General features: G+C 67.8%; 19 protein-coding genes. 8 read left to right on the forward strand and 11 right to left on the reverse strand.

Going from position 1 to position 20,935, the window contains the following annotated elements; genetic code table 11:
• Window positions 1-32 precede the first annotated feature (32 nt).
• Window positions 33-2,345, reverse strand: a complete 2,313-nt coding sequence (gene rpoD, locus ACFOPI_RS06365) for an RNA polymerase sigma factor RpoD (RefSeq protein ID WP_382172225.1) — start codon at window positions 2,343-2,345, stop codon at window positions 33-35.
• Between the two features lie 302 nt (window positions 2,346-2,647).
• On the reverse strand, window positions 2,648-4,633 hold the full coding sequence (gene dnaG, locus ACFOPI_RS06370) for a DNA primase (protein WP_382172227.1): 1,986 nt from the start codon (window positions 4,631-4,633) through the stop codon (window positions 2,648-2,650).
• 54 nt (window positions 4,634-4,687) lie between these two features.
• On the opposite strand from dnaG, the gene ACFOPI_RS06375 reads away from it, so the two are divergent.
• Window positions 4,688-6,334: an acyl-CoA synthetase gene (locus ACFOPI_RS06375; protein WP_382172229.1), complete on the forward strand. Its 1,647-nt coding sequence runs from the start codon at window positions 4,688-4,690 to the stop codon at window positions 6,332-6,334.
• Here ACFOPI_RS06375 and ACFOPI_RS06380 read toward each other — a convergent pair.
• The 3 genes from ACFOPI_RS06380 to ACFOPI_RS06390 form a co-directional block, all read right to left on the reverse strand.
• Window positions 6,331-8,175 carry a gamma-glutamyltransferase family protein gene (locus tag ACFOPI_RS06380; RefSeq protein ID WP_382172231.1) on the reverse strand — a complete coding sequence of 615 codons (1,845 nt, stop codon included), beginning with the start codon at window positions 8,173-8,175 and terminating at the stop codon, window positions 6,331-6,333. The two genes, ACFOPI_RS06375 and ACFOPI_RS06380, sit on opposite strands and share 4 nt — an antisense overlap.
• Window positions 8,176-8,275: 100 nt before the next feature.
• Window positions 8,276-9,034 carry a 3-hydroxyacyl-CoA dehydrogenase gene (locus tag ACFOPI_RS06385; RefSeq protein WP_382172233.1) on the reverse strand — a complete coding sequence of 253 codons (759 nt, stop codon included), beginning with the start codon at window positions 9,032-9,034 and terminating at the stop codon, window positions 8,276-8,278.
• Window positions 9,035-9,122: 88 nt separating this feature from the next.
• A complete protein-coding gene (locus tag ACFOPI_RS06390; RefSeq protein WP_382172235.1) occupies window positions 9,123-10,163 on the reverse strand; it encodes an extracellular solute-binding protein in 1,041 nt (346 codons plus the stop codon).
• 54 nt (window positions 10,164-10,217) lie between these two features.
• Here ACFOPI_RS06390 and ACFOPI_RS06395 point away from each other — a divergent pair, with 54 nt between their 5' ends.
• Entirely contained in the window at window positions 10,218-11,141 is a 924-nt protein-coding gene (locus tag ACFOPI_RS06395; protein ID WP_382172236.1) for a patatin-like phospholipase family protein, read from the forward strand.
• Window positions 11,142-11,365: 224 nt separating this feature from the next.
• On the opposite strand, the gene ACFOPI_RS06400 is transcribed toward ACFOPI_RS06395, so the two are convergent.
• Window positions 11,366-11,908 (reverse strand): phasin family protein, encoded by a 543-nt coding sequence (locus ACFOPI_RS06400; protein WP_382172237.1) that lies wholly within the window; start codon window positions 11,906-11,908, stop codon window positions 11,366-11,368.
• A 231-nt stretch (window positions 11,909-12,139) separates the two neighbouring features.
• Here ACFOPI_RS06400 and ACFOPI_RS06405 point away from each other — a divergent pair, with 231 nt between their 5' ends.
• From ACFOPI_RS06405 to ACFOPI_RS06415, 3 genes are all read left to right on the forward strand, one after another.
• Window positions 12,140-13,108: a histone deacetylase family protein gene (locus tag ACFOPI_RS06405; RefSeq protein WP_382172239.1), complete on the forward strand. Its 969-nt coding sequence runs from the start codon at window positions 12,140-12,142 to the stop codon at window positions 13,106-13,108.
• Window positions 13,109-13,134: 26 nt separating this feature from the next.
• On the forward strand, window positions 13,135-13,587 hold the full coding sequence (locus ACFOPI_RS06410; protein WP_382172241.1) for an acyl-CoA thioesterase: 453 nt from the start codon (window positions 13,135-13,137) through the stop codon (window positions 13,585-13,587).
• A 71-nt stretch (window positions 13,588-13,658) separates the two neighbouring features.
• Window positions 13,659-14,387, forward strand: coding sequence for a nitroreductase (locus ACFOPI_RS06415; RefSeq protein WP_382172243.1), 729 nt, complete (start codon window positions 13,659-13,661; stop codon window positions 14,385-14,387).
• Between the two features lie 4 nt (window positions 14,388-14,391).
• On the opposite strand, the gene ACFOPI_RS06420 is transcribed toward ACFOPI_RS06415, so the two are convergent.
• A complete protein-coding gene (locus ACFOPI_RS06420; RefSeq protein ID WP_382172244.1) occupies window positions 14,392-15,207 on the reverse strand; it encodes a hypothetical protein in 816 nt (271 codons plus the stop codon).
• A gap of 173 nt (window positions 15,208-15,380) precedes the next feature.
• Between ACFOPI_RS06420 and ACFOPI_RS06425 the strand changes: the two genes are divergently transcribed.
• Together ACFOPI_RS06425 and ACFOPI_RS06430 are read left to right on the forward strand one after the other, a co-directional pair.
• The gene (locus ACFOPI_RS06425; protein WP_066150438.1) at window positions 15,381-15,728 is read left to right on the forward strand and encodes an FKBP-type peptidyl-prolyl cis-trans isomerase; all 348 of its coding nucleotides are present in this window, start codon (window positions 15,381-15,383) and stop codon (window positions 15,726-15,728) included.
• 8 nt (window positions 15,729-15,736) lie between these two features.
• Window positions 15,737-16,720 carry a 2-hydroxyacid dehydrogenase gene (locus ACFOPI_RS06430; protein WP_382172246.1) on the forward strand — a complete coding sequence of 328 codons (984 nt, stop codon included), beginning with the start codon at window positions 15,737-15,739 and terminating at the stop codon, window positions 16,718-16,720.
• A 15-nt stretch (window positions 16,721-16,735) separates the two neighbouring features.
• Here the strand turns inward: ACFOPI_RS06430 and ACFOPI_RS06435 are convergent, their stop codons facing one another.
• Window positions 16,736-17,080: a DUF2834 domain-containing protein gene (locus tag ACFOPI_RS06435; protein WP_382172248.1), complete on the reverse strand. Its 345-nt coding sequence runs from the start codon at window positions 17,078-17,080 to the stop codon at window positions 16,736-16,738.
• A 92-nt stretch (window positions 17,081-17,172) separates the two neighbouring features.
• Between ACFOPI_RS06435 and ACFOPI_RS06440 the strand changes: the two genes are divergently transcribed.
• Window positions 17,173-18,174 (forward strand): GlxA family transcriptional regulator, encoded by a 1,002-nt coding sequence (locus ACFOPI_RS06440; protein WP_382172250.1) that lies wholly within the window; start codon window positions 17,173-17,175, stop codon window positions 18,172-18,174.
• Window positions 18,175-18,211: 37 nt separating this feature from the next.
• Here the strand turns inward: ACFOPI_RS06440 and ACFOPI_RS06445 are convergent, their stop codons facing one another.
• The 3 genes from ACFOPI_RS06445 to ACFOPI_RS06455 are packed head-to-tail and all read right to left on the reverse strand — an operon-like array spanning window position 18,212 to window position 20,708.
• A complete protein-coding gene (locus ACFOPI_RS06445) occupies window positions 18,212-19,258 on the reverse strand; it encodes an ankyrin repeat domain-containing protein (protein WP_382172252.1) in 1,047 nt (348 codons plus the stop codon).
• Window positions 19,255-19,830 carry an RNA polymerase sigma factor gene (locus tag ACFOPI_RS06450; protein ID WP_382172253.1) on the reverse strand — a complete coding sequence of 192 codons (576 nt, stop codon included), beginning with the start codon at window positions 19,828-19,830 and terminating at the stop codon, window positions 19,255-19,257. Before ACFOPI_RS06450 ends, ACFOPI_RS06445 begins: the two co-directional genes overlap by 4 nt.
• A gap of 32 nt (window positions 19,831-19,862) precedes the next feature.
• Entirely contained in the window at window positions 19,863-20,708 is an 846-nt protein-coding gene (locus ACFOPI_RS06455) for a hypothetical protein (protein WP_382172255.1), read from the reverse strand.
• Window positions 20,709-20,935 lie beyond the last annotated feature (227 nt).

A 20,935-nucleotide genomic window follows, 5' to 3' on the forward strand; every position in this document is an offset into this window, starting at 1 on the left:
CCCGCTGTGTGACAAAGAAACGCTGAAACGGATTACAGCGAATCGATGAAGCTGCGCAGCTTGTCCGAGCGGCTCGGGTGCTTGAGCTTGCGCACCGCCTTCGACTCGATCTGACGAATCCGCTCGCGCGTCACATCGAACTGCTTGCCCACCTCTTCCAGCGTGTGGTCGGTCGACATTTCGATACCGAAACGCATGCGCAGCACCTTGGCTTCGCGCGGCGTCAGGCTGTCCAGGATCTCCTTGACCACCTCGCGCAGACCGGCCTGCATGGCCGCTTCGATCGGCGCCGTGTTGGCCTGGTCCTCGATGAAGTCGCCCAGGTGCGAATCGTCGTCGTCGCCGATGGGCGTTTCCATCGAGATCGGCTCTTTCGCGATCTTCATGATCTTGCGGATCTTGTCCTCGGGCATCTCCATCTTCTCGGCCAGGATGGACGCATCAGGTTCAAAGCCATGCTCCTGCAAGTGCTGGCGGCTGATGCGGTTCATCTTGTTGATCGTCTCGATCATGTGCACCGGGATGCGGATCGTGCGCGCCTGATCGGCGATCGAGCGCGTGATCGCCTGACGGATCCACCACGTCGCGTAGGTCGAGAACTTGTAGCCGCGGCGGTATTCGAACTTGTCCACCGCCTTCATCAGGCCGATGTTGCCTTCCTGGATCAGGTCCAGGAACTGCAGGCCGCGGTTGGTGTACTTCTTGGCGATCGAGATCACCAGGCGCAAGTTGGCCTCGATCATTTCCTTCTTGGCATCGCGCGAGTTGGCCTCGCCCTCGTTCATCCGCTTGTGGATGTCCTTGAGGTGCGTCAGCGGCACCACCACGCTGTTCTGGATCGTGATCAGGCCCTGTTGCAGTTCCTGGATCGGCGGGATGTTGCGTTCCATCACCGTGCTCCAGGGCTTGCCGGCGGCGGCCTGCTTCTCGACCCACTTGAGGTTCAGCAGGTTGGCCGGGAAGTCGGCGATGAACTTCTCCTGCGGCATGCCGCACTTGTCCACGATGATGCGGCGCAGCTCGCGCTCCTTCTTGCGCACCTCGTCGACCTGGCCGCGCAGCGTGCTGCACAGCTTCTCGATCGCCTTGGCGGTGAAGCGGATGGTCATCAGCGTTTCGGTGATGGCCTGCTGCGTCTTGATGTACGAGGGCGTGCCGTAGCCTTCCTTGTCGTAGATCTTGTGCAGCTTCTCGAACAGGTTGCGCATGGTGTCGAAGCGATCCAGCGCCTCGCGCTTGAGTTCTTCGAGCTTGCGGGTCAGGGCCTTGGAGCCGCCCTTGCCGTCGTCGTCGTCGGCCTCGTCGTAGTCGTCGAAGTCTTCTTCGGCCACGTAGTCGTCGGCCGCATCGGCGTCGGCGAAGCCGTCCACCACGGTCGAAATGACGACCTTGCCTTCGCGGATTTCCTCGGCCATGGCCAGCAGCTCGGCGATGGTGGCCGGGCTCTCGCTGATCGCGGCCATCATGTCGTTGAGGCCGCCCTCGATGCGCTTGGCAATCTCGATTTCGCCCTCGCGCGTCAGCAGCTCCACCGTGCCCATCTCGCGCATGTACATGCGGACCGGGTCGGTGGTGCGGCCGAATTCGGAGTCCACGGTGGACAGCGCGGCTTCGGCGGCTTCTTCGGCTTCTTCCTCGCTCGAACCGGTCGGGGCGTTGTCGGTGATGATCAGCGCTTCGGCGTCCGGGGTCTGCTCGTACACCGCCACGCCCATGTCGTTGAGCAGGGCGATCACCACTTCCAGCGTCTCGGCGTCGATCAGCTTGTCGGGCAGGTGGTCGTTGATTTCACCGTGCGTCAGGTAGCCACGCGTCTTGCCCAGCTTGATCAGGGTCTTCAGGCGTTCGCGGCGCAGCTTGGCTTCTTCTTCGGACAGGACGGTTTCGTCCAGGCCGAATTCCTTCATCAGCGCGCGCTCCTTGGCCTTGCTGATCTTCATGCGCAGCGGCTTGACCTTCTCGGCCGGTGCTGCCGGGTCGGCGACTTCCTCGACAACCTCTTCGGCCAGATCCTCTTCGATGTCGCTCAGGTCGGCATCGTCCAGGTCGCTTTCTTCCTTGGCGGCGGCCTTGGGCTTGCGGCCGCGCTTGGCAGCCGGCTTGTCGGCAGCGGCCTTGGCGGGTCGGCCGGGCTTCTTCTTGGCCGGTTCGTCGGCGTCGACGGTGTCGAGTTCTTCGGCCTTGGTCTTGCCGGTCTTGGTCGCTTTGGCGGCGGTCTTGGCGGGGGCTTTGTCGGTCACGGGGGCAGGGGCTTTCTTCTTGGGCTCCGGGGCGGCGGCCTTGGTGGCAGGCTTCTGGGCGGCTTTGGTGCTGGGGGCAGGCGTACTGGCTTTCTTCGCGGGCATGGGAACCTCAAAAAACGTCAGGAAAGATACCGGCTGAGACACACAAAAATCGCCAGAATTCCGCCTCTCTGGGCACAAGTCCGGTGGTTTTTGTCGGGCGAATCAAACACTGGAGCCCGCACTTCGCCGGGGAAGGGCGGGCCTGCAAGCTGTGTGGGCGAACATTTGGTGTGCAGTCCTTGCGGGGTTCCGTCGGGCCAGGGGCGCCGAGGTGGCCGGGATGTCTGTATCCGAAACCCCTGTGCTGGGGGGTGGCCGGTGCCGGAGGTGCTGCTGTCGCGCTTGCGGTGCAAAACGCGCGATTATACCGCTGAGCCCGGTTTCAGTGCCTTGATGCGTTCATTGATCTCCCGCAGGCGTTCGCGGGCCTCTGGGTCGGTGGCGGCCTGGAGGGACAGCGCCTGGCTCTGGCGCATCAGTTCGTCCCGGCGCAGCAGGTCCATCACACCCGCCAGTTCCTCCAGCTCGGACGCGGAGTCGGCGGCGATGGTGGCCTGCTCCACCTCTGCGCAGACATAGGCCTCGAACGGTTCCCCACGCAGGCCCTCGCGCAACGCCGCCCAGGGCTGCGGGCCGTGCTCGTGCAGTTGGGCCTCCAGCCAGGCGAACACCGGCCCATGGGGCGCCGGCAGATGGGCCAGCATGGCATGGTCGTCGGCCGAGAGGCTGTCCCAGGCGGCGGCGTTGGCGAGCAACAGGCCCACGGCCCGGTCCGTGCGGCTCTTGCTGGCGGTCTGACGGCCCAGCATGCGCGGCGGCGGTGGTGGGCCCTTGCGCCAGCTGCTCCGGCTGCCGCCGCTCCAGGAGCCGCGGCTGCGGGGTTCGGCCGGAGCACCCCACGCCCCTTGCTCGTGCTGCGAGACAGCGGCGGGTGCGGCGGCCGGGTAGGGCGCCGCACCGCCATCGACCGGCGGCTGAGCGGCGTGAGCGGTGGGGGGCTGGCGCTCTTCGCGCGGTCGGCGCGGCCCGCGCTCGTCGCGCTGCCACAGTTGCTGCAGGTCCGGGGTGCCGATGCCGATCTGCTGCGCGAGCTCGCCCAGCAGCTGTCGCTTGAGCGCGCCTTCGGGCAGGGCGCTCCACAGCGGCCTCGCCTGGCTGGAGAGGCGGGCGCGGCCTTCGGCGCTGCCCAGGTCGCAGTCGGTGCTGGCGGCGTCGACCAGGAATTTCGACAGCGGCACCGCCTGCTTGACGAAGTTCGCAAAGGCGTCGGCACCATGCTCCCGGATGTAGCTGTCGGGGTCGTGCTCGGGCGGCAGAAACAGGAACTTGACGCTGCGGGTGTCGGTGGCCAGTGGCAGCGCGGCGTCCAGCGCCTTGCGTGCGGCGCGGCGGCCGGCGGCGTCGCCGTCGAAGCTGAACACCACGGCGTCGGTGAAGCGGAACAGCTTGTGCACATGGTCGGGTGTGCAGGCCGTGCCCAGCGTGGCCACGGCGTTGGCAAAGCCCAGCTGGGCCAGAGCCACCACGTCCATGTAGCCCTCGGTGACCAGCGCATACCCATGCTGGCGGATCGCGGTGCGGGCCTCGAACAGGCCATAGAGTTCGCGCCCCTTGCTGAACACCGGCGTCTCGGGCGAGTTCAGGTACTTGGGTTCGCCCTTGTCGAGCACGCGGCCGCCAAAGCCGATGCACTCGCCCTTGACGTTGCGGATCGGGAACATGATGCGGTCGCGGAAGCGGTCGTAGCGCTTGGCTTCGCCATCCTGGCCTTTTTCGTCCTCGTGCTCGATCACCAGGCCCGACTCGACCAGCAGAGGCTCGCTGTAGTCCGGGAACACGCTGGCCAGGTGGCGCCAGCCTTCGGGCGCGTAGCCCAGACCGAAGGTTTTGGCGATCTGGCCCGACAGGCCCCGGCCCTTGAGGTAGTTCACCGCACGCGGCGAACCCTTGAGGTCCTTCTGGTAGGCCTTGGCGGCCTTCTCCAGCACGTCGGTCAGCGTGGCCTGCTTCTGGCGCTGCTGGGCGGCGCGCTCGCGCTCCTGCGGCGAGATGTCGTCTTCAGGCACCTGCAGCCCGACCTGCTGGGCCAGGTCTTTCACCGCCTCGACGAAGTTCATGCCGGCGTGTTCCATCAGGAAACCGATGGCGTTGCCGTTGGCCCCGCAGCCGAAGCAGTGGTAGAACTGCTTGGTCGGGCTGACGCTGAACGACGGCGACTTTTCGCCGTGGAACGGGCACAGGCCCATGAAGTTGGCGCCACCTTTTTTCAGCTGCACGTAGCGGCCCACCACGTCGACCACGTCGACGCGGTTGAGCAGTTCCTGGATGAAAGATTGCGGTATGGCCACGGGGCTATTCTCCCCCACGACTCCCTCACGATGTCCAAGCAACCGGAGACCCGAATGACGAGCATCTACGACCAGGACCTGCCCCGCAACGAAGCCAACTTTGCGCCGATCTCGCCGCTGTCGTTCATCGAACGCACGGCAGAGGTCTACCCGGACCGGCTGGCCATCGTGCACGGCGGCCTGCGCCAGACCTGGGCCCAGACCTACGCCCGCACGCGCCAACTGGCCAGCGCGCTGCACAAGGCCGGCATCGGCAAGAACGACACCGTGGCGGTGATGCTGCCCAACACGCCGCCCATGGTGGAGGCGCACTTCGGCGTGCCCATGGCTGGCGCCGTGCTCAACGCGCTCAACACCCGGCTGGACCCGGAAGCCATCGCCTTCATGCTGGACCACGGCGAGGCCAAGGCCGTGATCGTCGACCCCGAGTTCGCCGGCACCATGGCGAAAGCGTTGCAGCTGCGCCAGCGCACCGAGCCGCTGCTGGTGATCGACGTGCAGGACACGCTGTTCACCGGCGAGAGCCAGCCCATCGGCAGCACCACCTACGAGGCGCTCATTGCGGGCGGCGACCCGGCCTTTGCCTGGCAGCTGCCGGGCGACGAGTGGGACGCCATCGCGCTGAACTACACCAGTGGCACCACCGGCAAGCCCAAGGGCGTGGTCTACCACCACCGCGGCGCGGCCATGAATGCGATCAGCAACGTGCTGGAGTGGGACATGCCCAAGCACGCGGTCTACCTATGGACCCTGCCCATGTTCCACTGCAACGGCTGGTGCTTCCCCTGGACGGTCGCGGCACGCGCGGGCGTCAACGTCTGCCTGCGCCGCGTGGAGGCTCAGACCATCTTCGACCTGATGCGTGAGCATGGCGTGACGCACTACTGCGGCGCCCCCATCGTGCAGGGCCTGCTGGTGAATGCGCCGGCCGCGATGAAGGCGGGCATTCCTGCAGGCATCAAGGCCATGGTTGCGGGTGCCGCGCCACCGGCTTCGATGATCGAGGGCATGGAGCAGATGGGCTTCGACCTGACCCACGTCTATGGGCTGACCGAGGTCTACGGCCCTGCGACGGTGTGTGCCAAGCACGACGCCTGGAACGAGCTCGACATCGGTGAACGCGCCCGGCTGAACGCGCGCCAGGGTGTGCGCTACCACCTGGAGCGCGATGTGCGCGTGCTCAACCCCGAGACCATGCAGCCGGTGCCGCAGGACGGCGAGACCATGGGCGAGATCATGTTCAAGGGCAACATCGCCATGAAGGGTTACCTCAAGAATCCCAAGGCGACGGCCGAGGCCTTTGCCGGTGGCTGGTTCCACAGCGGCGATCTGGCGGTGCAGTACGCCGATGGTTACTTCAAGATCAAGGACCGCAGCAAGGACATCATCATTTCGGGCGGCGAGAACATCTCGTCCATCGAGGTCGAGGACGTGCTCTACCGCCACCCCGACGTGCTGGCCGCCGCCGTGGTGGCCAGGCCCGATCCGAAGTGGGGCGAGACGCCCTGCGCCTTTGTGGAGCTGAAGTTCGGCGCCCAGACCACGCCCGAGGACATCGTCAAGCACTGCAAGCAGCACCTGGCCGGGTTCAAGGTGCCGCGTTACGTGGTGTTCGGCGAACTGCCCAAGACCAGCACCGGCAAGATCCAGAAGTTCGAGCTGCGCAAGCAGGCCGGGTCGGCATCGGCCATTGACGTTTAGTCCCCTGCCACTATGCCCTCGCGCCGCGGGTCGGCGCCGCCGAACCACACCGGCCGACCATCCTTCAGGCCGCGCTGGATCGCCTGCAGGCCGCTGGGCATCGGTGCCTCACTGACCGAGTGGCCCTTCGTCTGCAAGGCCTGCACGGTGGCTGGTGGGAACCGGCCTGCTTCCAACATCACCGGCCCGCCCAGCGTGCCGAAGTTGGGCAGGTCGATCGCGGCCTGCGGCGACAGACCGCCGCCCAGCGTGCCCAGCAGGGTCTTGGCCGTGAAGTGGATGATCAGTGCGCCGCCCGGGCTGCCCGCGCTCATCAGCACCTGCCCCGAGGCCTGGTCGAACACCAGCGTCGGCGACATCGACGAACGCGGGCGCTTGCCGGGCTCCACCCGGTTCGCGATGGGCTGTCCCAGCGCGTCGGTGGGAGAAAAACTGAAGTCGGTCAGCTGGTTGTTCAGCAGGAAGCCGCCGCTGCGGCCCTGACCGGTGTTCACCATCAGCCGCGACCCGAAGCCCGCCTCGATGGTGGTGGTCATGGCCAGCGCGTTGCCGAAGCGGTCGGTGATGCTGATGTGGCTGGTGCCGTACTCGGGCTGGTCGGGCATGGGCGCGTGGGCCAGGGGCGCGCCGCCCGGACGGCCAGGTCCGACCTGGGGCGCGCGGGCTGGCGTGATCAGACGCGCGCGCTCGTCGAGGTAGGCCGGCTGCAACAGGCTGTCCCAGCGACCGCCCGGGGCGGCCACGAAGTCCGGATCGGCCAGGTACTGCGCGCGGTCGGCAAACGCCAGGCGCGAGGCCTCCAGGTAGGCGTGCAGCCAGTCGGCGCCGGGCGTGCCGGCCAGCGGGGCGGCGCCCTGCGACGTGCGGGCCAGCAGCCCGAGGATCTGCCCGACCGCGATCGCGCCCGAGCTCGGGGGCGGGAAGCCGCAGATGCGCAGCGCCTTTGCCGCCGCGGTGTGGTCCATGCACAGCGCTTCGCGCTCGCGGGGCTGGTAGCGCTGCAGGTCGTCCAGCGACAGCGTGCCCGGCATCCTCGGATGCAGGCGCACCTTGTCCACGATGGCCTGCGCCACCGGGCCTTCGTGCAGTGCGCTGGGGCCCTGCGTCGCGATGCCGCGCAGCACCGCCGCCAGCTCGGGGTTCTTCAGCAGGTGGCCCACCGGGTGCGGTGTGCCGTCGGGGCGGTAGAGGTAGGCCGCGGCCACCGGGTCGGCCTTGAGCGCGCTTTCGGCCGCCAGCAGCGTGTGCAGGCGCGGGCTGACGGCAAATCCCTGCTCGGCCAGCACGATGGCGGGTTCAAACAGCACCGCCCAGGGCAGGCGACCGTGCTGGCGGTGGGCGATGGCGAGCATGGCGACCGCGCCGGGCGTGCCCACTGACAGACCGGATGCCACAGCCTCCATGAAGGGCAGGGGCTTGCCGTCGCCGGCCAGGAAAAGCTGGGGGGCGGCGCCGGCGGGCGCCGTCTCGCGACCGTCGAAAGCCTGTACGCGGCGACCATCGTGGTGCAGCAGGAAGGCGCCGCCGCCGATGCCGCTCGATTGCGGCTCGACCAGGGTCAGCACCATTTGCACGGCGACCGCGGCATCGACCGCGCTGCCGCCGGCGCGCAGGATTTGCAGACCGGCTTCGGCGGCCAGCGGGTTGGCCGCCGCCACCGCCTGCTGGCTGAAGGTCCAGCCGGGTTTGGCCTGCAGGCCGGAAGCCAATTCGGGCTGTGCCGGTGACGATGCCACGCCGGTCGACCGGTGCGTGTCCGCCGATCCGGCACAGGCCCCCATGATCGCGCCGATGGCCAGGACCAGCACGCGATGCACCATCTGTTTTGTGCACTCTTTCATGAAGTGGCCCATTTTGTAACTTGATGTTGCAGGGGCTGGCCCGGGTGGTCGAATCGCCCCCACGGACGGGGCGCGCGCAGCGCGGCGGGGGCGATTTCTGTCAGCGGGGCGCCAGGCGGATCGCGCCGTCCAGGCGGATCACCTCGCCATTGAGCATGTCGTTTTCGATGATGTGCTTGGCCAGCTTGGCGTAGTCGTTCGGCGTGCCCAGGCGGCTGGGGAAGGGCACGCTGGCGGCCAGTGCGTCCTGCACTTCCTGCGGCATGCCGAACAGCATGGGTGTGCCGAAGATGCCGGGGGCAATCGTCATGTTGCGGATGCCGTTGCGGGCCAGGTCGCGCGCGATGGGAAGCGTCATGCCGACCACGCCGCCCTTGGACGCCGCGTAGGCGGCCTGGCCGATCTGGCCGTCGTAGGCGGCCACGGAAGCGGTCGAGATCATCACGCCGCGCTCGCCCGTGGCTTCGGGCTCGTTCTTGCACATGGCGTCGGCGACCAGACGGATCATGTTGAAGCTGCCGACCAGGTTGACCATGATGGTCTTGGTGTAGACGGCGAGCGAGTGGGCGCCGTTCTTGCCCACGGTCTTTTCGGCCGGGGCAATGCCGGCGCAATTGACCAGCCCCATGAGCTTGCCCATGGACACCGCCTTGGCGACCACGGCCTGGCCATCGGCCTCGCTGCTCACGTCGCACTTGACGAAGGCGCCACCGATTTCCTTGGCGACCGCTTCGCCTTTTTCAGCCTGCATGTCGGCGATGACCACCTGGCCGCCATTGGCCGCCAGCATGCGCGCCGTGCCTTCGCCCAGACCCGATGCGCCGCCGGTGACGATGAAAACCTTGCCTGCAATCTCCATGTGTTGCTCCTCGATGGGTGGATTGACGTTAACGTAAACGTCAATTATCGCCCACAAAAAAGCCCGCGGGAAGCGGGCTTTCAGGCGATCACTTGAACCCGACGCGGTCCAGCATCTGCTGCACCTTCACCATGTTCTTGGCCACCACGCCCAGCGGAATCTGCTCGGCCTTGAAGTTGTCGCCACCGATGGCCTTGAGGGCCGCGTTCTCGATCTTCACGCCCTTGGCGGCAGCGAACTCGTTGTTGCCGTTGGCGAAATAGTCCTGGGCATAGGGGCTGGCCAGGTATTCCATGAAGACGATGGCGTTGTCCTTGTTCTTGGCGTGCTTGGCCACGGCGGCGCCAGCGATGTTGACGTGCGTGCCGGTCGTGCCCTGGTTCGGGAACACCACCTTCACCTTCTCCATCACTTCCTTTTCGTCGGGCTTGGACGACTTGACCAGACGGGCGATGTAGTAGGTGTTGGTGATGGCCACGCCGCACTCACCCGAGGCCACGGCCTTGATCTGGTCGGTGTCGCCACCCTTTGGCGCGCGCGCCATGTTGTCGACCAGGCCCTTGAGCCAGGCTTCACCCTTGGCATCGCCCAGGCGCTCGACCACGGTCGAGAACAGCGAGAGGTTGTAGGGGTGCGAGCCCGACCGGGTGCACAGCAGGCCCTTGAGCTTGGGGTCGGCCAGCTGTTCGTAGGTGGCGACGTCGGCGGCCTTGACGCGCAGCGGGTCGTACACGATCACGCGGGCGCGGGTGGAAAAGCCGGTCCAGGTCACGCCATCCTTGGTGGCATCGGCGCGCAGGTTGGCGGGGATCGCGGCGTCCAGCTTGGCGGACTTGATCGGCAGGAACAGGCCATCCTTGTCGGCGCTGGCCATGCGGGCGGCATCCACCAGCAGGATCACGTCGGCAGGGGAGGCTGCGCCCTCGGCCTTCAGGCGGGCCACGATGCCAGCGTCGTCAGCATCCACGCGGTTGATCTTGATGCCCGTGGTCTTGGTGAAGTTCTCGTACATCGCCTCGTCCGTCTGGTAGTGGCGGGCCGAGTAGATGTTCAGGACCTTGTCCTGGGCCAGGGCGTTCAGGGACGTGGCGGCAGCCAGGACAATCGGGAGCACGGCGAATGAGCGCATGGGTTGTCTTTCAGGGTGGGGAATGAATTGCGGCGGATGCTAACACAAATGCGAATGGTTCTTGATAAGAGGTTGTTGATCTGGGTCAATGCCCTGTTGCTGGCCGTCCTGGCCGGTTGTTCCACCGTGGCACCGCCCTCAGAACCCCCGGTGGTGATCCCGCCCGTGGTGGAGGTGCCCCAGCGCCCGCCGCGGCTCGGGCTGGCGTTGGGGGGTGGTGCGGCGCGCGGTTTTGCCCACGTGGGGGTGATCCAGGTGCTGGAGGCGAACGGCATCCGTCCCGATGTGGTGACGGGCACTTCCGCCGGCAGCCTGGTGGCGGCCCTCTACGCGAGCGGCAAGCGCTCAGCTGAGCTGGAGCGCGTGGCGATGGGCATGGACGAGGCCCTGCTGACAGACTGGACCATGCCCCTGGCCAGCCGGGGTCTGCTGCGGGGCGAGGCGCTGGCGCGCTATGTGCGGCAGGCGGTTGACGGCAAGCTGATCGAGCAGATGGCGCTACCGCTGGGCATCCTGGCGACCGACCTCGCCAACGGCAGCGGTGTGCTGTTTCGCCGGGGCGATACCGCGCAGGCCGTGCGCGCCTCCAGCGCGGTGCCCGGCGTCTTCAATCCGGTGTCGATCGCCGGTCGGGACTACGTCGATGGCGGCCTCGTGGCACCGGTGCCGGTGCGCCAGGCGCGCGAGATGGGGGCCGAGGTGGTGCTGGCAATCGACATTTCGGCCGATCCGCAGGACATCCCGGCCAACGGCCTGTTCAGTCTGCTGCCCAAGACCACGGCCATCATGGGGCAGAGCATCAACCGGCTGGAACTGGCCCGCGCCGACGTGGTCGTGCGGCCTTCGCTGGCGGGCGTGGGCAGCGCCGATTTCGCCTCGCGCCAGCGGTCCATCGAGGCGGGCCGGGCCGCGATGCTGGCGGCCTTGCCCAGGTTGAAGCAGCTGTTGGCCCGCCTGCGCCCGGCGGAACTCCACTGATCGGTCCCCTGCAGAAGGACATAAAAAAAGCCCTCACTTTGCAGCGAGGGCTTGAAGGGGTCCGATGAAATCGGGATTTCGAAAAGGACCCGAGGAGACAACCAGAAAAACGGTCTGAGGGTTCAGCGCCGCCTTCACAGGTCTGGCGCTAGTCTGCTTGAGTTCAATGGTATAGGCCTTGATCGAAGTCAAAGGCCTGAACATTCGCAGAAACCCGGTGCTGTTCAGCGCTTCTTGGCAGCGGCCTTGGTGGCAGTCACGGCCTGGGCGGTGACGGTGTTGAAGTTGGCTTCGGCCATTTCGGTGGCTTGCTTGACAGCCTTCTGCACCGATTCCATGGCGTTGTTGGCGGCCGACACGGCGCTCTTCATCACGGCCACGGCGGTTTCCGAGCCGGCGGGAGCGTTCTTGGCGGCGTTGTCAACGACGGCCATGAACTTCTTCTGGGCGTCGGCGGCCTGCGCTTCAGCGGCCTTGCCGAACTCGGCGCCGGTGCCCGAAGCGATGTCGTACAGGTGGCGGCTGTAGGCCACGGTCTTCTCGGCCAGGGGCTGCATCAGGCTGGCTTGCAGCGTCAGCAGTTCCTGGGCGTCCTTGACGGACAGCATGGCCTGGGCATTGTTGGCGGATTCGCTCAGGGCGGCCTTGGTGGCTTGCACGTTCAGCTCGACCAGCTTTTCCACGCCTTCGAAGGCTTTCTGGGTCAGGCCGAAGAGGGTTTCGATGTTGGCTTTCTGGGCGGCAACGATTTGTTCAGCGGTCAACATGTTTTTAGCTCCTGTAGAGGGTTTTAAAAGGGTAGTTGAAGGCTGCTTCGAGAACACCGCGCTGTCTGGACGCTGTTGTTTTCGTTCGCTTTGCTGCGCTGCAACATGATTCGAATTATAGGGACTGGCGGGATGGGTGCAAGGGTTTTTTGTTGCGCTGCAGCAATCTAGGTGCGGTTTTCTAAAACCGGGTGGCGCCGGACGGATTTGATGCGCCGGCCACAATGGGCTGTGCACGTCTTCTACGCCGACCACTTCATCCTCCCGCTGCCCGCCGGGCACCGTTTTCCCATGGCCAAGTACGGGCGCCTGCGCGAGCGGCTGGCGGCCGAGTGTCCGCAGATCCGGCTGGGCCAGGCTCTGCCGGCGAGCGACGGCGAACTGGCGCTGGTGCACACGCCGGCCTACATCCAGGCCGTCCAGACCGGCACGCTGAGCGCAGCGGCCCAGCGCGAGATCGGCTTCCCGTGGAGCCCGGCGATGGCCGAGCGGGCGCGGCGCTCGGTGGGAGCGACGATCCAGGCCTGCCGGGCCGCGATGTCCGGAGAAGGTCTGGCGGCCAACATCGCAGGCGGCACCCACCATTCCTACGCCGACAAGGGCAGCGGCTTCTGCGTCTTCAACGACGCGGCGGTGGCCGCACGCCTGATGCAGGCCGAACATGCGCGGCTGCACCGGGCACGTGGCCCGCTGATGGTGGCCATCGTTGATCTCGATGTACACCAGGGCAATGGCACGGCGCGCATCTTCGCCAACGACGATTCGGTCTTCACCCTCTCGCTGCACGGCGAAAAGAACTTCCCTTTCCGCAAGGAGCCGAGCGACCTGGACGTGGAGCTGCCCGACGGCACAGGCGACGCTGCTTATCTGGAGGCGCTGGAGCGTGCGCTGGACGAGCTGGCTCATCGTTTCGAGCCCGGCTTGGTCATCTACCTGGCTGGCGCCGATCCGCACGAAGGAGATCGCCTCGGTCGTCTCAAGCTCAGCTTCGACGGTCTGGAGGCGCGCGACCGCCGGGTGATGGACTGGGCTTGGCAGCGGCGCCTGCCGCTGGCCTTTGCGATGGCCGGCGGCTACGGCACCGACATGGAGGCCACCGTGCAGGTGCAGATGAACACCTACCGGGTGGCGCTGGAATACCACGCGCGCTGGAGGGCGCTCTCGCGCGACAGCGAGCGCACCGCGGTGACAGCCGCCTGAAGACCGCGAAGGCAGAATCCGCCGCCATGAACGCCCCTGCCACCCCGAACAACCGCCCCCAGGCCAAGCCCCGGGACCACTACCGCGTGTTCCGCTCCATCGGCACGCGCTGGATGGACAACGACGTCTACGGCCACGTCAACAACGTCGTCTACTACAGCTGGTTCGACACCGCGGTCAACGCCTGGCTCATCGAGCAGGGCGCGCTGGACATCCACGCCGGCAGCGTGATCGGGCTGGTGATCGAGACCCAGTGCAACTACTTCGCGCCGCTGGCCTTTCCGCAGACCATCGAGGCCGGTCTGCGGGTGGCGCACCTGGGCAGTTCCAGCGTGCGCTACGAGGTCGGCCTGTTCGCCGAAGGCGAGCCGATGGCCGCCGCCTGTGGCCACTTCATCCACGTGTATGTGGACCGCGAAACCCGCCGGCCCGTCCCCTTACCCGAGAAACTCAAGGCCACCCTGCAGACCATCACCTGACCCCGGCCAGCGCAGGGCGGCACCGCTTGCCATAATTGACGTTGACGTAAACGTCATATCCAGGAGACACCATGAGCCAGAACCCGCCTTCCGCCACGCCTGTTATCGACGCCGCCAGCGTCGACGCCGCCATCACCAGCCGCATGTCGGCGCGTGCCTTCCTGCCGCAGCCGGTGCCGCGCGCCACGCTGGAGCACCTGCTTGAGGTGGCCTCGCGCGCGCCCTCGGGCACCAACACCCAGCCCTGGAAGGTCTATGTGGTGCAGGGCGCCAGCCGCGACAGTTTGGTGGAGAAATGCTGCGCCGCGCACGACGCACTGCGCGCCGATCCGTCGCTGGCCGAGCAGTACCGCGAGGAATACGACTACTACCCGACGCAGTGGGTCAGCCCCTACATCGACCGCCGGCGCGAGAACGGCTGGAGCCTCTACGGTTTGCTGGGCATCACCAAGGGCGACAAGGACAAGATGCACGCGCAGCACCAGCGCAACTTCCGTTTCTTCGACGCACCGGTGGGCCTGATGTTCACGCTGGACCGGGTCATGGGCCGCGGTTCGCTGGTCGACTACGGCATGTTCCTGCAGAACCTCATGGTCGCCGCGCGCGGCCATGGCCTGCACACCTGCCCGCAGGCGGCCTGGAACGGCTTCGCCAAGATCATCCTGCCGCACATCGGCGCGGGCGACAACGAGATGCTGGTGTGCGGCATGGCGCTGGGCTACGCCGATCCGGCGGACAAGGTGAACGGGTTCATCACGCCGCGCGAGCCGGTGGCCAGCTTCACGCACTGGCTGGAGTGAGCCCTCAATAGGGATCCGGCACGTAGCCGCGGTTCGCGCCCGGGAAGGCACTGGGCCGGTCGCGCCAGCGGCGGCGTTCCGGAGGGATCACGCCCAGCGCGACCAAGTTCTCGCGGCTGTCGTAGCGGATGCGGATGATCTCGTCTGGCCGGTTGCTGCGGCGCTCGAATTCGGTCTCGCCAACGCGGTCGCGCTCTCGGTCGCCATGGCCGGTGCCCAGCTGGGGCCCCGCCTGCGCGCCGCTGTGGGAGCGCTCCTGCAACTGCGGACCGGACTTGCTGCCCGAGCGCGGCTCGCTGCGGTCAAACGGCGGGAAGGGCGGCAGCGGCGGGCGCGGCAGGTGGAAAGCCTCGCGCTCGCGGAACACTGCTACGCCGATCACGCCCACGTCGTCCGGGCGCCCGGTGCGCGCCGCGTAAGAGCGCGAGTGGCGCGTGAACTCGAAGGCCGCGATCTCGCGCTTGCTCTTGCGCCAGCCGGCCACGTCGTAGCGCTGCATCGGCTCCAGCACGTAGCCGGCCTGGTCGAAGTCGGCGGTCTCGCCGGTGATCACGTTCACGCCGTCCACCGACACCACATTGAGCAGGCGCTCGCGGCTGTCGTTGAGCAGCTCGATGGCATAGCGGGCGCCCGGTTCGCCCGCCACCCAGTACTCGCCGCGGAAGCGGTAGAGCGGCAGCACCGCGTCACGGTCGCGGTCGATCACGCGCACGTCGGTCAGGCGTCCCTCGGCCATGGCCGGCAACGCGGTGAGCAGGGCCGAACCGGCAATGGCGCCCAGCGCCAGTCGGCGGGAAAGCAGGGGGGTGGAGGTGGTCATCGTGGGTCTCCTGGGACCGGTGGTTGCGAGGACTGCAGTACATCGCGGCCGCGTCAACGTTTGCCCCACGGCGTGCAAAGCCTGTGTAAACAGGTGTTTGAAGTGGTGCCAATACTGGGGCGGTGCGGGACTGGAATAATCGGCCTTCCGTTTTTTCAACCCGAGGACACACCATGATCACCACCCCCAGCGGCCTGCAGTACGAAGACACCACCGTCGGCAACGGCGAGGTCGCCCAGGCCGGCCGCCGTGTGCAGGTGCACTACACCGGCTGGCTCTACAACGATGGCGTGCAGGGCGCCAAGTTCGACTCCAGCAAGGACCGCGGACAACCCTTCGAATTTCCGCTCGGCGCCGGTCACGTGATCAAAGGCTGGGACGAGGGCGTGCAGGGCATGGCCGTCGGCGGCACGCGCCGCCTGGTGATCCCGGCCGCGCTGGGCTACGGCGCGCGCGGCGCCGGCGGCGTGATCCCGCCCAACGCCACCCTGCTGTTCGAAGTCGACCTGCTGGCCGTCTGAGAACACGCATGAGCCAGCGCCCCGCCATCCTGATCGCGCGTGCTGTGTTCCCCGAAGTGGTGGAGCGCCTGCGCGAGCACTTCGAGGTCGAAACCACACCGCCCGGCGTGGTCTGGTCCACGGCCGAGCTCATTGAGCGCGTGCAGGGCAAGGACGGGGTGCTGACCACCGGCAGCGAGCGCATCGATGCGGCACTGCTGGCGGCCTGCCCGCAGCTGAAGATCGTGGCCAACCTCGCGGTGGGCTACAACAACTTCGACCTCGACGCGATGACGGCGGCCGGAGTGCAGGCCACCAACGCGCCCGACGTGCTCACCGAGACCACGGCCGACTTCGGCTTCGCGCTGCTCATGGCGACCGCGCGGCGCATCTCGGAGAGTGAACACTTTCTGCGCGCCGGAAAGTGGAACCAGTGGGCGCTGGACTTGTTCGCGGGCGCCGACATCCACGGCAGCACGCTTGGCATTCTGGGCATGGGGCGCATCGGCCAGGCGATTGCCCGCCGCGGTGCCCACGGCTTCGGCATGCGGGTGATCTACCACAATCGTTCGCGCCTGGATGCAGGGAAGGAAGCCGCCTGCGGCGCGAGTTGTGTTTCGCGCGAAGACCTGTTCTCACAGGCCGACCACGTCGTTCTGGTGCTGCCCTACACACCCGCTGCGCATCACACGGTGGGTGCGGCCGAGATCGCCTTGATGAAGCCCACGGCCACCCTGGTCAACATCGCGCGCGGCGGCATCGTCGATGAAAACGCGCTGGTCGCGGCACTGCGCGAGAAGCGCATCGCCGCAGCGGGGTTGGACGTGTTCGAGGGCGAACCCCAGGTCAACCCCGAGCTGCTGACCGTGCCCAATGTGGTGCTCACGCCGCACATCGCCAGCGCCACGCTGCCCACGCGCATGGCCATGGCCATGCTCGCGGCCGACAACCTGATCGCCTACCTGAGCACCGGCCAGGCCAAGACACCGCTCAACCGCGTCGCACCGCGCTGAGGCCGCAAGGCTACTTCAGCGCCGGGGCGCGGCGGCGTGGTCCCTGCATGCGAGGTACAGCGGCAGCGCAACCGCCAGCCCGATGCAGAAGCACAGCGCGATCCAGGCCAGGGAGCGCCAGCGGCTGAGCGGGGCCGTTTCGCGCCAGACCCAGACCGCAAATACCAGCGCCGACAGGTACACGTCGACCGTGATCGCACTGGTCAGCGGGTTGACCATGGCATCGGCCCAGAAGCGCTCGGGTGCCACGCTGCCCCCCGACAGGAAATAGCGCAGGTTGAAGAACCAGGTGCCCACCAGTCCGGCCAGTGCCAGCGCCAGGTACCAGCGGGAGATGGGTGTGGATGGCGGGGGTGTCATGCAGCGGCTCCATGAATCGATGGATCGCATTGGACCCGGGGGTCGCCTGGTCTTAAAGTGTCCGGAATGACATCTTTGAAGCGTTTTCAGACATGCCCGATTTCAGCCTGATCGTCTTGCCTGGCAGCCTGACCAGCGGTGTGGCGGTGACGCTGGACATGCTGTCGGCGGCCCAGGTGATGGCGCCGCGCTGTGGCGTGCCCGTGCCGACCTGGCGGGTGTTGTCGCCGGCAGGCGGTCCGGTGACGCTGTCGATGGGCCTGACCGTGGACACGCGCCCCCTGCCGCGGCGTGCGGGCGCCGACCCCTCGGTGTGGGTGCTGCCGGGCCTTCGCCTGGAGGACACCGCTCAACTGGCGCAACACCTGGGCGACCCGGGGGTGCAGACGGCGGCCGCTGCGGTCCGCCGTCATGTGGCCGCGGGCGGGCGCGTGGCGGCTTCGTGTTTCTCGGTGTTTGTCCTGGGTCTGGCGGGTGTGCTGGACGGGCGCCGCGCCACCACCACCTGGTGGCTGGCGCCTTTGCTGCAACAGCGGTTTCCCGCCTGCCGCGTGGAGGCCGACCGCATGGTGTGCGTGGACGGCCCCGTCGCCACCGGCGGGGCGGCCCTGGCGCAGACCGACCTGATGCTGCACCTGCTGCGCGATCACGGCGGGCACGAGCTGGCCGATTGGATCGGCCGTGTGCTGCTGATCGACGCCCGCTCGGCACAGTCACCCTACGTGGTGCCCCAGGCCCTGGTGGCCGGCGACGATTTCGTCAGCGGTCTGGTGCAGCAGATCGAGGCGCGCTGGCCTGAGCCTGTGAGCGTGGCGATGCTGGCGCAGCAGGCCGCAATGTCGACCCGGACGCTGGCCCGCCATGTGCAGCGCGCCACCGGCAAGTCGCCCATGGCGCTGATTCAGAGCGTACGGCTGCGGCGCGCGCGGTCCCTGCTAGAGCGCACGCGGCTGCCGGTGGAACAGGTCGCGGCCGCCGTCGGCTACCAGGACGCCACGGCCTTGCGCCGGATGCTGCAGCGGCTGACCGATGCCACGCCGCGCCAGGTTCGGCGACAGCGCCTGGTGGCCGACCCGGCCCGGCCGGCGGGTTGACGCGCCGGAGGCGGTGTTCACCGCCTCCGGCACCGGCTCAGCGCAGCAGCGGCAGCAGGCCCGGGTGGCCGCTCTGTTCGGCGTGGTCAGTGGCGCTGAGGCCGTCGCGGTCGCGCAGCGTGCGGTCGGCCCCTGCGGCCAGTAGCCGCCGCACCACCGCTTCGTTGCCGGTCCGCACCGCCGCGATCAGCGGTGTGCGTCCTGTGGAGTCGGGTGCGTTCGGGTCGGCGCCTTCGTTCAGCCGCTGCTGCACGGCCTCTGCGTTGCCGGACGCGATGGCGGCGAACAGGGGCGAGGGCGGTGGCGCCGGGCGGGCGGCCGCGATCTCCCGCCGCTCGCGCATCATCCCTTCGGCGGCGTTGCGCGAGATGCCTGCCGATGCCGCGCTGTCGGCGGTGGCTGGCGCGGGCGCTGCGGCGGCAGGTGCCGCGCGGGGGATGGGGGCGGGGGCCTGGGGCGCCATGGCCTTTGCCGCGGGGGCGGGCGCGACTGCGGCAGCTGGCGGCTGCGGTGGCGGAGCAAGCTCGGCCGACGCGGTGGGGGCCGCACGCTCGATCTCTTGCGCAGGCTCGGCGTTGGCCATGCGGTCTGCCGCTTCAGGAGCGACGGCCCCTGGCGCTGGCGGCCGTGTCATGGGTCGGGGCGGTGCCTCCGACGGCTGCTTCTGCTGTGGCGGCTCGGGTTGAGGCGGCTGTGCCTGAGGCGAGGCGGACTCCGCAGTGACGGCGGGAGCGGCCGGTGCAGCCTGCATGGCCGCAACTTCTGTGGCGGGGCGCGCGCTGCCGGCACCCATGGCCAGCTCCTTTTCCTCGGGGGTGCCGCGGTCGAACTGCAGCACCAGCAGGCCGACCAGGCCGATCACAGCAAGGCTGCCCAGGGCCCGCCAGGTCCAGTTGCTGTCGTTGGCGGCCGGCCGCGCGGTGGGGGGCGGCGTTTCGAGGCGCGAGGCGGCAGCGACGCGTGCGTGCGCCAGCACGTTCTCTCGCAGCGCGGCGCTGGGCCGTGCGGTGTCGAGTTCGTTGGCCTCGCGGTAGCGCTGCAGCAGCGCGTCATCGGGCGTCGGCGGCAGGTGATCGCGGTTCATGCGTGGGCCTCCAGGGTCTCGCGCAGGCGGGCGCGGGCATAGCGCAGGCGGCTCTTGGCAGTTTCCATGTTGACGCCGGTGGCCTGCGCAATCTCGGCCAGGCTCATGCCCGCTTCGGCCTGCAGCAGGAAGGTCTCGCGCTGCACCTCGGGCAGCGCCGCGAGTGCGTCGAGCAGTGCTTGAGCCAGTTCGCGCGAGTCGAGGCGGCGCTCAGGGCCGAAGCCCGACTCGGCTGCCAGCATCTCGGCCAGCGCGGCGCCGTCCTCGCTCTCGGCGTCCAGGCTGGTGTGGTTCTTCTGCGTGCGCCAGTGGTCGACCACGCGGTGGTGCGCCAGAGTGAACAGCCAGGTGCGGAACTTGGCCCGCATCTCGTACTGTGGCGCGTGGCGCACCAAGCTGAACCAGACGTCCTGCACCAGGTCGTCGGCCAGCGCGGCGTTCTGCACGCTGCGCTGCACGAAGCGCCACACCGGCAGGGCGTGGCGGTCGTACAGGGTTTCAAAGGCGCGCATGTCTCCGCGGGCGTAGGCCTGCATGAGCTCTTCGTCGGTGGGCGTGTCGGCCGCGGTCATGCGGGCGATTATGGGCGGCGGCGGTCACGCCTTCAGTCTGGATCGGGCACATAGCGTGGCGAACGCGACCCCGGGAACGGCTGCGGGCGGTGCGGCGCTACGTCGGGCGGCAGAATGCCCATTGCCACCAGGTTCTCGCGGCTGTCGTAGCGGATGCGGATCACCTCGTCGGGCTGGTGGCTGCGGCGCTCGAACGTGGTGTGGCCGACGCGGTCGTGTTCGCGCTCGCCGTGGCCAGTGCCCAGCTTCGGCGCTGCTGGTGCCTGGCGGCGGGCTTCTGCGACCGAGTCGGCGGCTGAGGCCGAAGGCGCGCCGCGTTCGAGCGGACTGCTGCCAGTGGGGCCGCTTTCGGCGTCATTGAGTTCGCGCCGCTCGCGCCAGGACGGGTGCACCGGCTCCGGCAGAGGGGTCAGGGCCGGGGCCTTCTCGCGGAACAGCGCCACGCCGATCACGCCCACATGTGCCGGGCGGCCGGTGCGTGCGGCGTAGGACGCCGGCAGGGCAGTGAAGTGGAAGGCCGCGACCTCGTGGTCAGACTTGCGCCAGCCAGTGATGTCGTACGACTGCCAGGGGCCGAGCACGTAGCCGGTCTGGTGCCAGGCGGCGGTTTCACCCGAGACCACGTTGACGCCGTCGACCGAGACCACGGCCATGAGGCGGTTCGGCTGTGCATTGCGCACCGAGATGGCGTAGCGGGCGCCCGGCCGGCCGGCGACCCAGTGTTCGCCCCGGTGCCGGTAGACCGGCAGGGTGTCGCCGCTGTCGCGGTCGATCACATGAACGTCGGCGAGCCGACCGATGGCCTGGACGGGCAGGGCGGACAGGAGGGCCCCCGCCACGAAGGCGGACAGGGTGAGGCGGCTCAGGGAAGTGTTCATGGGGACTCCAGAAAAGGTGGGGAGTCCACTGAAACGAATGACAGATTTTTTCGGGGTTAACCCAGGTGATTATTTCTAAATCCGCAATGGACTGAAGATGGTCCGGTGATTTTTCTTCTTCGGATGAAATTTTAAAGTTCACCCATCGCGAAAGAATCCCTTCCGAAACACAACGCAAAGAAGCGAAACCGCCGCGAAAAGACGCCCGACCCCCGGGCCGGCACCAT

The organism is Hydrogenophaga luteola (assembly GCF_042648585.1).
Classification (GTDB): domain Bacteria; phylum Pseudomonadota; class Gammaproteobacteria; order Burkholderiales; family Burkholderiaceae_C; genus Hydrogenophaga; species Hydrogenophaga luteola.

What these genes read in the sequence shown, in the direction of transcription:
- ACFOPI_RS06385 (WP_382172233.1), bottom strand. Translation starts at nt 9,034, where the DNA reads ATGGAGATTGCAGGCAAGGTTTTCATCGTCACCGGCGGCGCATCGGGT.
- ACFOPI_RS06415 (WP_382172243.1), top strand. Translation starts at nt 13,659, where the DNA reads ATGAGCCAGAACCCGCCTTCCGCCACGCCTGTTATCGACGCCGCCAGC.
- rpoD (WP_382172225.1), bottom strand. Translation starts at nt 2,345, where the DNA reads ATGCCCGCGAAGAAAGCCAGTACGCCTGCCCCCAGCACCAAAGCCGCC.
- ACFOPI_RS06410 (WP_382172241.1), top strand. Translation starts at nt 13,135, where the DNA reads ATGAACGCCCCTGCCACCCCGAACAACCGCCCCCAGGCCAAGCCCCGG.
- ACFOPI_RS06420 (WP_382172244.1), bottom strand. Translation starts at nt 15,207, where the DNA reads ATGACCACCTCCACCCCCCTGCTTTCCCGCCGACTGGCGCTGGGCGCC.
- ACFOPI_RS06400 (WP_382172237.1), bottom strand. Translation starts at nt 11,908, where the DNA reads ATGTTGACCGCTGAACAAATCGTTGCCGCCCAGAAAGCCAACATCGAA.
- ACFOPI_RS06375 (WP_382172229.1), top strand. Translation starts at nt 4,688, where the DNA reads ATGACGAGCATCTACGACCAGGACCTGCCCCGCAACGAAGCCAACTTT.
- ACFOPI_RS06455 (WP_382172255.1), bottom strand. Translation starts at nt 20,708, where the DNA reads ATGAACACTTCCCTGAGCCGCCTCACCCTGTCCGCCTTCGTGGCGGGG.
- ACFOPI_RS06450 (WP_382172253.1), bottom strand. Translation starts at nt 19,830, where the DNA reads ATGACCGCGGCCGACACGCCCACCGACGAAGAGCTCATGCAGGCCTAC.
- ACFOPI_RS06440 (WP_382172250.1), top strand. Translation starts at nt 17,173, where the DNA reads ATGCCCGATTTCAGCCTGATCGTCTTGCCTGGCAGCCTGACCAGCGGT.
- ACFOPI_RS06390 (WP_382172235.1), bottom strand. Translation starts at nt 10,163, where the DNA reads ATGCGCTCATTCGCCGTGCTCCCGATTGTCCTGGCTGCCGCCACGTCC.
- ACFOPI_RS06395 (WP_382172236.1), top strand. Translation starts at nt 10,218, where the DNA reads ATGGTTCTTGATAAGAGGTTGTTGATCTGGGTCAATGCCCTGTTGCTG.
- ACFOPI_RS06425 (WP_066150438.1), top strand. Translation starts at nt 15,381, where the DNA reads ATGATCACCACCCCCAGCGGCCTGCAGTACGAAGACACCACCGTCGGC.
- ACFOPI_RS06445 (WP_382172252.1), bottom strand. Translation starts at nt 19,258, where the DNA reads ATGAACCGCGATCACCTGCCGCCGACGCCCGATGACGCGCTGCTGCAG.
- ACFOPI_RS06430 (WP_382172246.1), top strand. Translation starts at nt 15,737, where the DNA reads ATGAGCCAGCGCCCCGCCATCCTGATCGCGCGTGCTGTGTTCCCCGAA.
- ACFOPI_RS06435 (WP_382172248.1), bottom strand. Translation starts at nt 17,080, where the DNA reads ATGACACCCCCGCCATCCACACCCATCTCCCGCTGGTACCTGGCGCTG.
- ACFOPI_RS06380 (WP_382172231.1), bottom strand. Translation starts at nt 8,175, where the DNA reads ATGAAAGAGTGCACAAAACAGATGGTGCATCGCGTGCTGGTCCTGGCC.